The 13,958-nt window shown below is 67.2% G+C and carries 16 protein-coding genes; 4 read left to right on the plus strand and 12 right to left on the minus strand.

Features of this window, described 5'->3' with window-relative positions:
• Positions 1-16: 16 nt before the first annotated feature.
• Complete coding sequence (locus ACMGFE_RS09155; RefSeq protein ID WP_436924846.1) at positions 17-922, minus strand: diacylglycerol/lipid kinase family protein; 906 nt, start codon at positions 920-922, stop codon at positions 17-19.
• A gap of 50 nt (positions 923-972) precedes the next feature.
• On the opposite strand from ACMGFE_RS09155, the gene ACMGFE_RS09160 reads away from it, so the two are divergent.
• Positions 973-1,641, plus strand: coding sequence for a CehA/McbA family metallohydrolase (locus tag ACMGFE_RS09160; RefSeq protein ID WP_436924847.1), 669 nt, complete (start codon positions 973-975; stop codon positions 1,639-1,641).
• Positions 1,642-1,769: 128 nt separating this feature from the next.
• On the opposite strand, the gene ACMGFE_RS09165 is transcribed toward ACMGFE_RS09160, so the two are convergent.
• Positions 1,770-2,183 (minus strand): Lrp/AsnC family transcriptional regulator, encoded by a 414-nt coding sequence (locus tag ACMGFE_RS09165; RefSeq protein ID WP_436924848.1) that lies wholly within the window; start codon positions 2,181-2,183, stop codon positions 1,770-1,772.
• A gap of 103 nt (positions 2,184-2,286) precedes the next feature.
• Here ACMGFE_RS09165 and carA point away from each other — a divergent pair, with 103 nt between their 5' ends.
• The gene (gene carA, locus ACMGFE_RS09170) at positions 2,287-3,357 is read left to right on the plus strand and encodes a glutamine-hydrolyzing carbamoyl-phosphate synthase small subunit (protein ID WP_436924849.1); all 1,071 of its coding nucleotides are present in this window, start codon (positions 2,287-2,289) and stop codon (positions 3,355-3,357) included.
• 79 nt (positions 3,358-3,436) lie between these two features.
• Here the strand turns inward: carA and ACMGFE_RS09175 are convergent, their stop codons facing one another.
• The 3 genes from ACMGFE_RS09175 to ACMGFE_RS09185 all read right to left on the minus strand — a co-directional run bounded on the left by ACMGFE_RS09175 (position 3,437) and on the right by ACMGFE_RS09185 (position 5,046).
• A complete protein-coding gene (locus ACMGFE_RS09175; protein WP_436924850.1) occupies positions 3,437-4,123 on the minus strand; it encodes a hypothetical protein in 687 nt (228 codons plus the stop codon).
• Positions 4,124-4,279: 156 nt separating this feature from the next.
• Complete coding sequence (locus tag ACMGFE_RS09180) at positions 4,280-4,444, minus strand: hypothetical protein (protein ID WP_436924851.1); 165 nt, start codon at positions 4,442-4,444, stop codon at positions 4,280-4,282.
• A 197-nt stretch (positions 4,445-4,641) separates the two neighbouring features.
• Positions 4,642-5,046 (minus strand): CBS domain-containing protein, encoded by a 405-nt coding sequence (locus ACMGFE_RS09185; protein WP_436924852.1) that lies wholly within the window; start codon positions 5,044-5,046, stop codon positions 4,642-4,644.
• A 142-nt stretch (positions 5,047-5,188) separates the two neighbouring features.
• Here ACMGFE_RS09185 and sugE point away from each other — a divergent pair, with 142 nt between their 5' ends.
• On the plus strand, positions 5,189-5,512 hold the full coding sequence (sugE, locus tag ACMGFE_RS09190) for a quaternary ammonium compound efflux SMR transporter SugE (protein ID WP_436924853.1): 324 nt from the start codon (positions 5,189-5,191) through the stop codon (positions 5,510-5,512).
• 43 nt (positions 5,513-5,555) lie between these two features.
• On the opposite strand, the gene ACMGFE_RS09195 is transcribed toward sugE, so the two are convergent.
• The 7 genes from ACMGFE_RS09195 to ACMGFE_RS09225 all read right to left on the minus strand — a co-directional run bounded on the left by ACMGFE_RS09195 (position 5,556) and on the right by ACMGFE_RS09225 (position 13,138).
• On the minus strand, positions 5,556-5,702 hold the full coding sequence (locus ACMGFE_RS09195) for a hypothetical protein (protein WP_436924854.1): 147 nt from the start codon (positions 5,700-5,702) through the stop codon (positions 5,556-5,558).
• Positions 5,703-5,810: 108 nt separating this feature from the next.
• Positions 5,811-9,149, minus strand: a complete 3,339-nt coding sequence (gene carB / locus ACMGFE_RS09200; RefSeq protein WP_436924855.1) for a carbamoyl-phosphate synthase large subunit — start codon at positions 9,147-9,149, stop codon at positions 5,811-5,813.
• A 277-nt stretch (positions 9,150-9,426) separates the two neighbouring features.
• The gene (locus tag ACMGFE_RS09205; RefSeq protein WP_436924856.1) at positions 9,427-9,657 is read right to left on the minus strand and encodes a hypothetical protein; all 231 of its coding nucleotides are present in this window, start codon (positions 9,655-9,657) and stop codon (positions 9,427-9,429) included.
• Positions 9,658-9,742: 85 nt separating this feature from the next.
• Positions 9,743-10,276 carry a DUF5815 family protein gene (locus ACMGFE_RS09210; protein ID WP_436924857.1) on the minus strand — a complete coding sequence of 178 codons (534 nt, stop codon included), beginning with the start codon at positions 10,274-10,276 and terminating at the stop codon, positions 9,743-9,745.
• 66 nt (positions 10,277-10,342) lie between these two features.
• Positions 10,343-10,759, minus strand: coding sequence for a DUF7124 domain-containing protein (locus ACMGFE_RS09215; protein WP_436924858.1), 417 nt, complete (start codon positions 10,757-10,759; stop codon positions 10,343-10,345).
• A gap of 38 nt (positions 10,760-10,797) precedes the next feature.
• Positions 10,798-11,622: a DUF7847 domain-containing protein gene (locus ACMGFE_RS09220; RefSeq protein ID WP_436924859.1), complete on the minus strand. Its 825-nt coding sequence runs from the start codon at positions 11,620-11,622 to the stop codon at positions 10,798-10,800.
• A gap of 235 nt (positions 11,623-11,857) precedes the next feature.
• Positions 11,858-13,138, minus strand: coding sequence for an NAD(P)/FAD-dependent oxidoreductase (locus ACMGFE_RS09225; protein WP_436924860.1), 1,281 nt, complete (start codon positions 13,136-13,138; stop codon positions 11,858-11,860).
• A gap of 200 nt (positions 13,139-13,338) precedes the next feature.
• Between ACMGFE_RS09225 and ACMGFE_RS09230 the strand changes: the two genes are divergently transcribed.
• Positions 13,339-13,941: a DUF6149 family protein gene (locus ACMGFE_RS09230; protein WP_436924861.1), complete on the plus strand. Its 603-nt coding sequence runs from the start codon at positions 13,339-13,341 to the stop codon at positions 13,939-13,941.
• Positions 13,942-13,958: the final 17 nt, after the last annotated feature.

Genomic DNA, 13,958 nt, shown 5'->3' on the forward strand with positions numbered 1-13,958 from the left:
CCGGGGGTGGACGCGCTCACTCGTTCGGCCAGGCGGGCGGGCTCGGCTCGTACGCCTCGCCGACGCGAAACCGCATCGCGCCGTCTCGGACCGTCGCGTCGAGTTCCGACCGCTCCTCGATCTCCCCGTCGAAGCTGAACTCCATCGGCCGGTCGAGCGTCGACACGGCGAGCTCGGTGGTCGTGAGCCGCGTGACGTGCGACGAAGTCCGGTGGAGTAGCCGGTCGAGCGCGCCCTCGGCGAGGTAGTCGATGGCCGGCGCCTCCTCGACGATGACGACTTCGAGTTTCCCGTCTTCGAGGTTCGCCTGGCCGCGACCCTCGGCGAGGAACCGGCGCCCGTTGCCGACGAGCAACACGACCGCCTCGCCGGTCCACGCCGGGTCGTGGGACGCGCCGACCCGGACGTCCAGTGACGTGCCCTGGTAGTTCCGCGCGTCCGCGAGCGTCTGGAGCGCGTAGGCGAGCGAGCCGATACGGGCTTTCGTCTCGTCGGAGGTGTCCTCGCTGGCTTCCGCGATCAGGCCGCCCATGCAGGAGTTGACGAAGACGTCGCCGTCCGCGACGCCGACGTCGAGTCGCCGGAGGTCGCCCCCTTCTGCGACGTCCAACGCCTGCTCGACGGTTTCCACGCCGAGGTTCAGCGCGAAGTTGTTGCCCGTGCCGGCGGGCACGACACCGAGTTCGACCTCACCCAGCGCGTCCGCGGCCGCGACGCCGCGGACCACCTCGTTCACCGTCCCGTCGCCGCCGCAGGCGAGGATCTGGTCCGCCTCTCCGGCGGCCGAGCGCGCGAGTGACACGGCGTCGCCGGGCTGGGAGCTATCCAGCACCTCGATACCGAGTAGTTCCGCACGCCTGCGCGCGTCTTCCGTGTCCGTCCCGTCGCCGCTCGTCGGGTTCCGGACCATCACGCGGTCCATGTCTACACACGGGGCGGCAGGTCTTTACGCGTGTCGCCCCTTGCTAACACGTGTACGCAGTCGACCTCCACCTGCACACGCGGCCCTTCCACAACCCGCGTGGGGCTCCGACGGCGTTCGACCCGTACGGAGCGAAGCTGATGGCCGCGACGGCCCGCAACAGGGGGCTCGACGGACTCGCGCTCACCAATCACGACTACAGCGTCCCGTACAGCAACGGCGATCCGGTGTTCGTCCCGGGCATCGAAGTGACGACCCAGCACGGGCACGTCCTCGTCGTCGGCCCGGACCCGCCCAGGCGGACCCACGACGAGAATCCCCACCCGGCGGACGTCGTCGAAGACGCCCACGAGCGTGGCTGTGCGGCCATCATCGCGCACCCGTTCCGCGACAGCAGCGTCATGAAGGTCGACGCCCCCTTCGACGCCGTCGAGATCAACGGGAAACACCCCGAACGGAAGCCGAACATCGACAGGATCGCCGAAGAGCGGGGGATCCCCGTCGTCGGCGGGAGCGACGCCCACTTCCCGTTCGAACTCGGGCGGGTGCACACGCTCGTCGACGCCGACGAACTCACGCCCGAGAGCCTCGTCGCGGCGATCCGCGACGGCCGCGTCGAACCCGGGCGGCGGACGTATCTCACCGACAGGATACTGCTCCCGATGTACGACGCGATCCACGACGTTCGGGACTTCGCCCAGCGGACGATCCCGGGCTGACGGCCTGCTCGTTCTCTTCGGAAATCGACGCCGCGCGGCGCACGGCTTCGCCGTTCGCGTCTACGCGTCGGTTCGCCGCGGACGCGGCCCCGCCGCTCGCAGTTGCGCGGCGCGAAGCGCCGCGTCGGTCACCCGACTCGCTCGTCCAGGATCAACCTCGTCTTCGTGCTCACGACTTCCTCTAGCTCGCGCGTCTGGGTGATGATCTCGTTGACCCGTTCGGTGTCCTGGGCGTCGACGACGAAGACGATGTCCTCCTCGCCGGAGACCTGCCAGACGAAGTCGACCTCCTGCCACTCGGCGACGCGCTCGCTGATGTCGTGGGTGTCGACGCTCACGTCGACGCCGACCTCGATCATCGCTTTGACGTTCCCCGTCCGCGTCGCCACGGTAAAGCGCTCGATGACGCCGTCGTCGACCAGCGACTCGACGCGGTTGCGGACGGTCCCCTCGGAGGTCCCCACGCTGTCGGCGATCTCCGTGTACGGGGTCCGCGCGTCCCTGCGGAGGATGTTCAGGATCTCCCGGTCGAGGTCGTCCATCGAATACCCGTGCCTTCCCCCCGCCCCCACTTGACCGTTACGAAATTCGTAACCTGGCTTCGAAAGCAAGGCTTATGCACGGAGATGGTATACGCATCTCGTAATGACGGACGCCTACGTGGCACTGGAGGGAGGACGCGTCGTCGAGGCGCGCGCTCGCGCTCCGGGCACGACTCGCGGTGAACTGGTCTTCACGACAGCGTACACGGGTTACGAGGAGAGCCTCACCGACCCGTCCTACGAGGAGCAGATCCTGACCTTCTCGTACCCCCTGATCGGCAACTACGGGGTCCGAGAGGAGCGATTCGAGTCCGACCGCGTCCACCCGCGCGGCGTCGTCGCGCGCGACCTCACCGACGACGTGGCCGAGTGGCTGGAAGCGGAGGGCGTCCCCGCCGTCGACAAACTCGACACGCGCGACCTCGTCACCGAGATCCGCGACTCCGGCGCGATGAAGTGCGGCATCGCCGCGGGCGAGGGCGTCACCGAACAGGACGCGCTCGACGAGCTCGACCAGTGCAAGCACATGAGCGACCACGTCGACATCGGCGACCAGGTCACCACGCCGGAGACGGTCGTCTACAACGAGGACGGCGACGGCGCCGACGTGGCGCTCATCGACTGCGGCGCGAAGGGGTCGATCATCTCGTCGCTCGTCGAGCGCGGCGCGACGGTCCACCTCATGCCCCACGACACCACGGAAGAGGAGGTCGCCGACCTCGACCCGGACGTGCTGTTCATCTCGAACGGCCCCGGTGACCCCGAGAACTTCGACCAGGCCAACGAGCTCGTCGACAGCTACGTCGGCGAGAAACCCATCGCTGGCATCTGTCTCGGCCAGCAGGTCGTCGCCAACGCGCTCGGCGGCGAGACCGAGAAAATGGAGTTCGGCCACCGCGGCGTCAACCAGCCCGTCCGCGACCTGCGGACCGACCGCGTGGTCATGACCACCCAGAACCACGGCTACACCGTCGCCGACCCCGGCGACAACCTCGACGTGACCCAGATCAACGTCAACGACGACACGCCCGAGGGCCTGGAGAACGACGAACTCGACATCATCACCCGTCAGTACCACCCCGAGGCCAACCCCGGCCCCAACGACTCGAAGGGCTTCTTCGACGACGTGCTGGCGATGGCCGAGGACGACGCCGTCGCGACGAAGACGAACTGACGACGGGACGGTTCTCGACTGCACGGCTTTCGACGGCCAATTGACTCCGACGGTCTGTTTTTCTTCGACGCCCGACCGATTACTCTGACGAGCGGTCGACGGGGAGTCCTCTGTACTGGATCTCCGAATCCGACGCGCCGTAGTCGCCCGATCCATCAGACTCGCTCTCCGTTTCTGACCGCTGTTCCGGTGATTCGTCCGGGATTCCGGGATGGTTCTCGCGACTGATCGGCTGTCCCCGGTAGGTCAGCTGGCTCGCGCCGTCGTCGGCCTCGACCTCCTCGGGCGAGTCGACGGTCCGTTGCGCCACGTACTCGGTCGCGTCGGCCAGCAGCGACTCGTCGGTGCCCCGACTCGCCCAGCAGTGATACTGCTTGTGCGGCGCCCGGAGGACGAACCGGTTGGCCAGCAGTCCCGTCCGATAGGAGACGTCGGCTACGGACTCGTGGGGAACCTCCACGAGCGTGTCGTCCGCCTTGCCGCCGACGAGACACAGCGTTCGCCTGTCGGTCACGACGACGACCGTGCCCCGACCGGCGGCCGGCGACGTCGTGTTCCGCTTCGTCCCGAGTCCGACGCCCCGCTTTCGATTCGTCAGCACGTACGCGGGGGCCTCGGTCCCGTCGAGATAGGTCACCGGAGGGTCGTGCAGCCGTCCGTCCGGGAACGACTCCTCCCGGCCGGCGAGGACGCCGACCGACACCGACGGATGGGGGGCCATCTCGGCCAGTGTCACCGCCCTGTCCAGTGCCGTTCGGTCAGTCATCTATCGCCCCGCACGATACGCAGATCGCGAACAGGTGACCCATGGATCCGGTGTCTCTCCCGGCCGGGCATCAGCGTAGCTCTATTATTCCTATTGGTGGGGGAATCACCTAATACACGTTTTCCGCGTCGGGCGCGCGCATCGGGCGCGGGGCCGTCAGCGCTCCCACTCGTAGAACCACCACGCGGCGCCGAAGAGCATCAACCCCGCGCCCAGCGCCGAAGTGGCCGGTTCCGGGAAGACGAACAGGACGAACCCGATCAGGATCAGGAGACTCGGTTCGATCTCGTTCCAGTACTCGGGCCACGTCGGAAGTGCCATAGCGTTTCCTTGGTCAGCCGCGGAGAAATAGCTTCACCAGTGGCGACGGCCGACGGCACCGATACGCTGGCGATACCGCCTGGCCGCTGCCGGTGCCGCCGAGCGGCGGCCGATGCCGATCCGCTCATCGCCGACGAACGGCCGTCTCTCGGATCGCCGGAGTGCGCAGCGCGGTCGAGAAGCGCCTGGTGGCCGCGTCAGGCCGGTGACGGCGTCTGGACGGTCGAGATGTAGCCCGTGAGGTCGGTCGTCGTTATCATGCCGATGACGCCCTCCTCGTCGTCGACGACGGGGACGTGGTGGATCCCGTGTTCGATCATCGTGTCCGCGACGTCGACGATCGAGGCCTGCGCCGTCGTCGTGATCACGTCGGTCGTCATGTAGCGCTCGACGGTGGTCTCGGCCTTGGGCTTGCTCTTGGCGACGATGTCGACGAAGTCGGTCGTCGTGAGGATGCCCAGCAACTGGTTGTCCTCGTCGACGACGACCAGCGACCCGATCTCGTGGGTCAGCATCTGGTCTGCCGCGTCTTCGACGAGCGTGTCCGGCCGCACCGTCTGGATGCCCGAACTCATCAGTCGAGCGACGAAGATGTCGTCCATAGTCACCACTATACATATCAGGAATATAAACACCGACGATATCGATCGACCGCGAGGCGGCGAACGCGGCCGCCGGGTGGCCGAACGGAACTCCGGTAGCGAACCGGAAGTCACACGCCTGGCCCGCCGGAAGGACCGCGACATGTCCTGGTATCTGCTCGGCGTCGCCGGCCTCTTCGAGATCGCGTGGGCCATCGGGCTGGAGTACTCCGAGGGGCTCACGCGACCGCTCCCCACGGCCGCCACGGTCGTCGCGCTCGTGATCAGCATGGTCCTGCTCGCGAAGGCCGTCGAGTCCCTGCCGGTCGGGACGGCCTACGCCGTCTGGACCGGTATCGGCGCGGTCGGCACCGCCGTACTCGGGATCGTCCTCTTCGACGAATCGGGCGACCCCGTCCGTGTCGCCTTCATCGCGCTCATCGTCGTCGGCATCGTCGGGCTCAATCTCTCTTCGGGCGGTTACTGAGCGACCGGGACGGACGCTCCCGCCGCCGTCCGATCGACGGCGTTCAGAACTGCCGATACAGCAGGACGAAGGCGCCGACCACCAGCAACAGGACGCCCCACCAGAGCGAATCGCCCGGGATCGCCTTGAGCAAGAGCGTCACGACTCCCGAGGAGACGAGCGACCACCCGATCGTCGTCCGATAGGCCATACGATCGATTCGGGGCGCGAACGGAAAGGCGCTCGGCCGGCAGACCGAACCGGAGTGAAAACGGAGGCGGGGCGGGGTACTCAGCCGCACGCCGCGGCCGGCCGCCGCTCAGTCGTCTTTGGGCTGGCCCCAGTACTCGTCGCGCTTGACGCGCTGGCCGACGGGCTGGACGTCCAGCGGTTCGTCGGCGGCCTCGATGGCCTCCAGCGCCGCGCGGGCGCTCGCCAGCGTCGAGAAGTAGGTGATCTCCTCCTCGACGGCCGTCTGGAGCGGGGCGCGCTGGCGCGAGACGATGAGGTCGACTTCCTCGTTCTCGATGGCTTCGACGAACGCCTCCTCGCTGTCGAACTCGACGAGGTCGAAGTGCTCGGCGTAGCCCTCGATGAGCTCTTCGCCGGCCTCCGTCTCGCGGCCGGGGAACTCGCTCTCGGAGAGGTCGACGACGGCGGTCCCCTCCAGGGGGATCGCCTTGCCGACGGACATCTGGGCCTTCTGGTAGGCCTTGCCGAACGAGTCGGCGGTGCCCATGACCTCGCCGGTGGACTTCATCTCCGGGCCGAGGCGCGGGTCCGAGCCCGGCAGGCGGTCGAACGGCAGGACGACCTCCTTGATCGAGACCTGCTCGGGGACCTGCTCGTGGACATCCAGGTCTTCGAGGGTCTCGCCGGCCATGACCTTCGCGGCGAGCTTCGCGATGGGGACGCCGGTCGCCTTCGAGACGAACGGGACGGTACGCGAGGAGCGCGGGTTCGCTTCGAGGACGTACACCTCGCCGTCCTTGACGGCGAGCTGGACGTTCATCAGCCCGACCGTGTCGAGCGCGCGGGCGATGTCCTCGGTCACCTGGCGTACCTTCCGGTTCACGTCGCGGCCGAGCGAGCGCGGCGGGATCATACACGCCGAGTCGCCGGAGTGGACACCGGCGGATTCGACGTGCTCCATGATGCCGCCGATGAGGACGTCCTCACCGTCCGAGACGGCGTCGACGTCGAGTTCGACGGCGCCTTCGAGGAACTCGTCCACGAGGATGGGCTTGTCCGGGCTGACGCGGACGGCTTCCTCGATGTACTCCTTGAGGTCCTCGTCGCTGTAGACGATGTCCATCGCGCGCCCGCCGAGGACGTACGAGGGACGCACGAGGACGGGGTAGCCGATCTCGTGAGCCAGGTCGAGCGCCTCCTGTTCGCTCGTGGCGGAACCGCCCTGGGGCTGGGCGATGCCCAGGTCGTCCATCAGGCGGTTGAAGCGGTCGCGGTCCTCGGCGAGGTCCATCGCGTCGACCGAGGTGCCCATGATCTCGCAGTCGAGGCCGCGGCGTTCGAGTTCGGCTTCCAGCGGGTGGCCGATGTCGACCGAGGTCTGGCCGCCGAACTGGACCATCACGCCGTCGGCGCCGGTCTCCTCGACGACGTCGGCGACCTCTTCGGCCGTGATGGGCTCGAAGAACAGGCCGTCGGACGTGTCGTAGTCCGTCGAGACGGTCTCGGGGTTGTTGTTGACGACGTGCGCGTCGATACCGACCTCTTCGAGCGCGCGGACGGCGTGGACCGAACAGTAGTCGAACTCGACGCCCTGACCGATGCGGATCGGGCCGCCGCCGACGACCACCACGCTCTCGACGTCACGGTCGACCTGCACCTCGTTCCGGCCGAGTCCCGAGATGGGGTCGCGCGAAGAGTAGTAGTACGGCGTCGTCGCCGCGAACTCGCCCGCGCAGGTGTCGACGAGCTTGAAGTCGCGGTCCGACGTCTGGGCGTCGACCTCTTCGACGGTCGCGTCGGGGCCGGGCGAACTGGCAGCGTCGGCGGACTCCGTTTCCGCCCCGCCGTCGGAGCGTGGCTCCGACGAGGTCTCGCTCGCGTCGCTCGCGAGACCGCCGTCCGCCATCGCTGTGTCGTCGTCGGGTGCGTCCGGTCCCTCGACGACCGGGAGCCACGACACGTGCGTGTCGTTGAACTCGCCGCCGGCCAGTGCCGTGACCTCCTGGTCGGTGAAGCCCACGTCGGCCGCGGCCTGGTAGTCGCCGTTCTGGGCGGCCTCGGCTGCGTCGGCGATGCGCTTGAACCGTTCGAGGTACCACTCGCGGATCTCGGTGATCTCGTTTATCTCCTCGACGCTGTAGCCCCGGCTGAACGCCTCGAAGATGGCGTAGGGGCGGTCGGGCGAGGGGCGTTCGAGGTAGTGGTCCTCGAGTTCGTCGTTGAAGACCGTCGAGAAGTCCGCGGCCGGGTCGTACTCCGAGGAGCGCAGCGCCTTGAGCAGCGACTCCTCGAAGGTGCGACCGATGGCCATCGCCTCGCCGGTGGACTTCATCGCCGGCCCGAGTTCGAACTCGACGTCGCCGAACTTGTCCTTGGGCCAGCGCGGCACCTTCGTGACCACGTAGTCGATGGCGGGCTCGAAGGCCGCGGTGGTCTGGCCGGTGATCTCGTTTTCGATCTCGTGGAGGCGCTTGCCGAGCGCGACCTTCGCGGTGACGCGGGCGATGGGGTAGCCCGTCGCCTTCGACGCGAGCGCCGAGGAACGCGAGACGCGCGGGTTGACCTCGACGACGCGGTACTCGCCGCCGGGCGTGCCGTCGTCGCGCCACGCGAACTGGATGTTACACCCGCCCTGGATACCGAGTTCGCGGATGACGTCGAGGGCGGTGTCGCGCATGACCTGGTGGCCCTCGTCGGGGATGACCTGCGAGGGGGTTACGACCGTGGACTCGCCCGTGTGGATCCCCATCGGGTCGAGGTTCTCCATGTTGCAGATGATGATACACGAGTCGTCGGCGTCGCGCATCACCTCGTACTCCAGTTCGATCCAGCCGTCGATGGACTCGGTGATCATCACGCGGTCGTCGCGCGAGAGGCGCAGCCCCTTGTGGACGGCGGCTTTGAGCTCCTCCATGTCGTCGATGACGCCCGACCCGGCACCGCCGAGGGTGTAGGTCGTGCGCATGATGACCGGGAGGCCGCCGACGGCTTCGACGGCGTCCTCGACCTCGTCCATGGACTCGATGGTGATTGACTCGGGAACCGGTTCGCCGATGGACTCCATGCGCTGGCGGAACTGGTCGCGGTCTTCCGTGGCGTAGATGGTGTCGAGCGGCGTACCCATCACGTCGACGTCGTACTCGTCGAGGACGCCCTGTTCGGCGAGTTCCGCGGTGACGTTCAGGCCGGTCTGGCCGCCCAGGCCGGCGATGACGCCGTCGGGGTTCTCATTCCGGATGATCTCCGAGATGGCCTCCGTGTTGATCGGCTCGATGTAGACGGCGTCGGCCATCTCCGGGTCGGTCATGATCGTCGCCGGGTTCGAGTTGACGAGCACGACGCGAGCGCCCTCTTCCTGCAGTGCGCGACACGCCTGTGCTCCCGAGTAGTCGAACTCGGCCGCCTGCCCGATCTTGATCGGGCCGCTCCCGATGAGCAGGATCGTGCGGTCCTCTTGCTGTGTCATTACCCGGGGAGAGTTCGTTCGTCGTAATAAACCCGGCGAAAGAATACGGATATCGAAACCGAGTTTCGAAAATCGTATCCTACGCGCGTCGTGAGTCTACTCCACGGATTCGCGGAGAACGGGGCCGACCACCCGCGATCCGCCCGACCTCTCTGCGGTCCAGCGGGGGGTCGCGTCGCTACCGAGTCAAGTGCGACGACGCATAAATCACCGACGGTTCAGGTCGACCGACGCCTCGTGAAGCGGCACAAGCGGCGTGGCGACCGCGCCCAGTCGGTCAGTTCGTCCGGTCGCTGACCCGGTACCGATAGGGCTGCTCGCGGACGATCTCGACCTCGCCGGACTGGGCGTGGCGACCGAGGATTGTCGCGACGCGGTGTGCGCTGTCGAACTCTTCGCCGTGTGCCTCCAGCACGTCGAGGATCTCTCGCGCCGTCAGCGGTTCCTCGGCGTCGGCCTCCCGGAGTACCGAACGGATCCGCTCGAACTCGCGCTGACGTGCGCGCATGGGAGGGCCGTTCCCGCCGGACACCTATCAAATGCCGTCAGACAGCCGTCAGACGCCATGAATCTGGTATCCCGCGGACGTCCCGTCAGACCGCCGAGTCGTGTTCGGTCTCGAACTCGCGTTCCTCGCGGTACTGGTCGACGAACGCGGCGACGTCGAACTCGTGGAGCCACTGTTCGAACTGCGCGGTGGCCTCCTCGTCGTCGGCGTGGCTCACGGCGTGGTCCATCAGTTCGACGAGGAGCTCCACGACGACCTCGTGGAGGCGGCGCGCGTCGAAGTCCGCCAGCCAGACCATCGAGTACCCCGCCTGGCCGTCCTCGGAGACGTCCTCGACGACGACCTCTTCGGGGAACTCCTCCATCACGCTGGCCATGACGTGGGCCGTGGTGAACTCGGGGAACTCGTCGGCGGTCTCGATGGTCTCGGTGAGCACCTCGACGAGGAACTCCGGGACGAACCGCCCCAGCGGGTGGACGTCCATGACGACGGCGTGGACCTCCCCGCAGGCGCAGTCGTACTCGCGCAGGCCCATGTCGAGGTCGTGGACGGCGACCGTCTCGCCGCAGGGCAACTCGATGTCGGCCCCCTCGCTCCCGGGGACGCGCGGCTCTGCCATTGTCGGTCCTACCGCAGTCAGCCGTTTAAACGCCGCGGTACGGGTCGCGGCCGACGCGCCGGGGACTCAGGGCCAGTCGTCGCGCTCGTCGTCGCCGGCGGTGTCGTCGGGCGTCTCCGGCTCGCCGAGTTCCCAGTCGGCCGCCTCCGCGGCGTCCTCGACGGCGAGGAACTCCCAGCCGACTTCCTCGGCCAGTTCGGCGTCCTCCTCGTCGGTGCCGACGAAGACGTGGCGCTCGGTGCCGAACTGGCGCTGGACGTTCTCCAGGCTCTCGGCGCGGCTGCGGGGACCCGAGAAGAAGTCCTGTCGGATCCGGTGTTTGCGCGTGAAGTTCGTCACGACGTAGGTCGGCTGGTCGGATACGACGCCGACGTACTCGCTCCACTGGCGCGCGTCCTGGAACACGCGATCGGGGTAGGCCAGTTCCTTCAACGCGTCCAGATCGAACGCGAGCGTCATGTCGCTGCTGCCGCCGCTGTCCATACTCGACAGACGCACAGGACGGGGGAAAACGGCTTCGATCAGGCCCCGAGCCCGTCGCTCTGGCCCGCCGGCGCGGCGCTGGCCTGTGCGCCGACGCCGCCGACCGCCTGGAGGTACGCGCTCGTCAACAGCGAGATGCCGAAGACGATGACGCCCGTCTCCACCGCCCGATTGAACGCCCCGCTGAGGTCACCCAGCGGGACCAGCCCGGCGACGAACGTCGCAACGGCCCACGACAGCCAGAAGACGACAGCGAGGACGACCATCGGGACGGCGTTCTCCTCGACCAGCGCGTAGCTCTGCGAGAGCGACTCGAAGATCCCGTCGCCCGCCAGCGCGATCCGATGCCGCACGAAGAAAAACAGGATCAACAGCGCGACGCCCGGAACCAGGAAAAACAGCGTCCCGAGGGCGATCAGCACCACCGCGACGAAGTTCGCGACCAGCGACTTCACGTAGGCACCGCCGAGCCCGGACGTGATCTCCTCCACCGGGACGCTGTTGGGGTCCCGCGCCGCGAGCGCCCGCACCCCGACGACGTGGAGCAACTCCGCGACGAAGGGGAGCACCGCCAGCATCGCGACTGCGACCGGGAAGGACACGTCCATCCCCGTCTCCGTCAGGCCGTCGAGGAGCGGGAGCGCGGAGCTGTACCCCCGCTCGATCAGTTCGGCTTCCAGTTCCCTGACCGTGTATCCCCCCGCTTCCCTGAGCGCGAACTCGATCCCGCGCGCGAAGAACGTCTCGTAGATCACCGGGTTCGTGAGCCTGAACCCGAGGAACAGGGCCACCACCAGTAGCCCCGGGACGGTCAACAGTCGTTGCACCGCGTCCTCCAACGTGTCACCCACCGACACTGACATGACGCGGACTGGACGGCTCTGTCACTTAAAGGATCTCATCTCATTCAGTCTGACTGACTGCTCGCCAGACCGATCCGTGCGGTACCAGCGCCCGAGAGAGATTCCCAGGGGCGGGGACGCAGACGGGTGTCAGAACGCAGGAAGTCACGAAGGCAGTGACAGGCGACAGAACGCACGAAGACACGAAGGCAGCGATGGGCGACAGAAATCGCGGGGTCGAACAGACGGACGGGCCTTACTCGGGCTTGGGCGCCGCTTCTTCGAGTTTGTCCATGTCGACGTCCTCCTCCATGAGCAGGTCCTTGTGCTGGGCGACCTCGCGTTCCTCGCGGATGAGCTTCTTGTACTTGGACTGCTGGGAGAGGTCGCCGATCAGGACGCCGCCGACGATCTTGCCGTCCTTGAAGGCGAGGCGGCGCCACTCGGTGTCGCTGTACTTGCGACTGACCTCGTCGTCGCCGATGGTCGGGTGGCCGAAGGAGAGGAAGGGAAAGTCGAAGTGCGTGATCGAGTACGACGAGACCCAGCGGAACTCCTCGGGGTCGTCGGTTGTTCCGCCGTCGCGGAGGTCGTCCACCATGTTCTGGGCGGCGACCGAGCCCTGCTCCTTGGCGGAGCCCCACGAACCGTTCTCGCCCATGTCGTCGAGGATGGTGTCGTAGAACCAGGTGATGTCGCCGGCGGCGTAGATGTCGTCGACGTTGGTCCGCAGGTACTCGTCGGTGACGATGCCGTTGTCGTTCGTCTCGACGGGGGTGTCCTGCAGGAACTCCGTGTTGAAGCTCAGCCCGATGGCGACGCCGGCCCAGTCGCCCTCGTAGCGCTCGCCGTTGGGGTCGACGGCGGCCTCGACCTGCCCCGTCTCGTCAGTCTCGAAGCGGTCGACGCCGGATTCGAACACCGGCGTGACGCCGCGTTCGCGCATCGCCTCGTGGAGGATCTCCGCGCCCTCCGCGTCCAGGGCGTAGCGCCACCAGCACTCGCCGCGCATCAGGTAGTTGGCTTCCAGGTCCTGGGCGCCGCAGATGGCCGCGAGGTCGATCCCGAGCAGGCCGGCACCGACGATGATCCCCTTGTCGGCGTTCTCGACGTTCTCCTTGATCGAACGGGCGTCCTGGAACGTCCAGAAGTGGTCGATGCCGTCGGCGTCGGCGTTCTCGATCCCGAAACTCGCGAGGCTGGCGGGTGTCCCGCCCGTCGCGACGAGGAGCTTGTCGTAGTCGTAGACCGTCCCCTCGTGGGTGTGTACCTCGTTGGCCTCCGTGTCGATGGTCGTGACGTACGTGTTGAGTTGCAGGTCGATGTCACGCTCCTCGTACCACTCCGGTTCGTGGATAGAAATAGGGGCCTCGGGGAGTTTCCCCTTGGCGAATTCCTTGATCAGAATCCGGTTGTACAGTGCCTCCCCCTCATCGGTGATCACGGTGATGTCCGCATCGGGGTCCTCCTCGCGAATCGTCTCCGCTGCCGAACTCCCCGCGATGCCATCACCGATGATGACGTGGGATGCGCTCATGCCCGACATCTTCGTAACCGTGGTTAATGTGGGTTGCTATCTCTCCATGCGGTTGGTTGCCAAACGCACGCCACGAACGGAAATATTGATCGTTCCGTCATCTGGAACGGCGTTTACACCCGGGAGTGAACACGGACCGGCCGTCCACCCGGGCGCGAGCGGGACGTTCAAGAGCGTCCCGTCCTAACCGCTCCGACGAGATGAAACTCCGCCAGAACGTCCGTCACTTCGCGGCGAAACAGGCGCTGACGCTCCCGGTCGTCGGGGAGAAAGTCACCGATCGGCTCGTCGGGATGCACACGGACATCTTCGCCGGGAAGGCCGAGGAAGGACGACGCGACGAACGGCGGGACCACCTCGACGACTTCTTCGCCGCGACGATGGGAACCTACGTCGCCGCACTCCGGGAGGGGTACCCCGAGGCAGAGGCTCGCGAAATCACGCACGTTCAGGCCAATTTCGACTTCTACAACCACGGCTGGACGGAGATGATGGAGTTCCCCGTCGACGAACTGGAGGCCCACTACGAACGGTACGCGGACTTTTTCGACCGCCACGGGATCACCATCGACGACCCCCTCGGCGAGTTTCGTCCCGCCGACGGCGTCGCCGAAGCCCCATCGACCCCCGAGAAGCTCGACGACCCCGAACACCCCCACGCCGAGGGCGGTTTCGCCGACGACGCCTACGTCGAGACGCCGGACGGTGAACTCGTCGTCGGCGGGCGGGACGAACCCGACGACGTAGACGTGGACGCGGCGCCGGGCGTCGAGGGCGACGAATCCGAGGAGACGACCGGCTGACGCGCGGGCCGCCGCCG

The organism is Halosimplex amylolyticum, from assembly GCF_051414035.1.
GTDB classification, from domain to species: Archaea; Halobacteriota; Halobacteria; order Halobacteriales; family Haloarculaceae; genus Halosimplex; species Halosimplex amylolyticum.

What these genes read in the sequence shown, in the direction of transcription:
- ACMGFE_RS09155 (WP_436924846.1), bottom strand. Translation starts at nt 922, where the DNA reads ATGGACCGCGTGATGGTCCGGAACCCGACGAGCGGCGACGGGACGGAC.
- ACMGFE_RS09165 (WP_436924848.1), bottom strand. Translation starts at nt 2,183, where the DNA reads ATGGACGACCTCGACCGGGAGATCCTGAACATCCTCCGCAGGGACGCG.
- carA (WP_436924849.1), top strand. Translation starts at nt 2,287, where the DNA reads ATGACGGACGCCTACGTGGCACTGGAGGGAGGACGCGTCGTCGAGGCG.
- ACMGFE_RS09175 (WP_436924850.1), bottom strand. Translation starts at nt 4,123, where the DNA reads ATGACTGACCGAACGGCACTGGACAGGGCGGTGACACTGGCCGAGATG.
- ACMGFE_RS09180 (WP_436924851.1), bottom strand. Translation starts at nt 4,444, where the DNA reads ATGGCACTTCCGACGTGGCCCGAGTACTGGAACGAGATCGAACCGAGT.
- ACMGFE_RS09185 (WP_436924852.1), bottom strand. Translation starts at nt 5,046, where the DNA reads ATGGACGACATCTTCGTCGCTCGACTGATGAGTTCGGGCATCCAGACG.
- sugE (WP_436924853.1), top strand. Translation starts at nt 5,189, where the DNA reads ATGTCCTGGTATCTGCTCGGCGTCGCCGGCCTCTTCGAGATCGCGTGG.
- ACMGFE_RS09195 (WP_436924854.1), bottom strand. Translation starts at nt 5,702, where the DNA reads ATGGCCTATCGGACGACGATCGGGTGGTCGCTCGTCTCCTCGGGAGTC.
- carB (WP_436924855.1), bottom strand. Translation starts at nt 9,149, where the DNA reads ATGACACAGCAAGAGGACCGCACGATCCTGCTCATCGGGAGCGGCCCG.
- ACMGFE_RS09205 (WP_436924856.1), bottom strand. Translation starts at nt 9,657, where the DNA reads ATGCGCGCACGTCAGCGCGAGTTCGAGCGGATCCGTTCGGTACTCCGG.
- ACMGFE_RS09210 (WP_436924857.1), bottom strand. Translation starts at nt 10,276, where the DNA reads ATGGCAGAGCCGCGCGTCCCCGGGAGCGAGGGGGCCGACATCGAGTTG.
- ACMGFE_RS09215 (WP_436924858.1), bottom strand. Translation starts at nt 10,759, where the DNA reads ATGGACAGCGGCGGCAGCAGCGACATGACGCTCGCGTTCGATCTGGAC.
- ACMGFE_RS09220 (WP_436924859.1), bottom strand. Translation starts at nt 11,622, where the DNA reads ATGTCAGTGTCGGTGGGTGACACGTTGGAGGACGCGGTGCAACGACTG.
- ACMGFE_RS09225 (WP_436924860.1), bottom strand. Translation starts at nt 13,138, where the DNA reads ATGAGCGCATCCCACGTCATCATCGGTGATGGCATCGCGGGGAGTTCG.
- ACMGFE_RS09230 (WP_436924861.1), top strand. Translation starts at nt 13,339, where the DNA reads ATGAAACTCCGCCAGAACGTCCGTCACTTCGCGGCGAAACAGGCGCTG.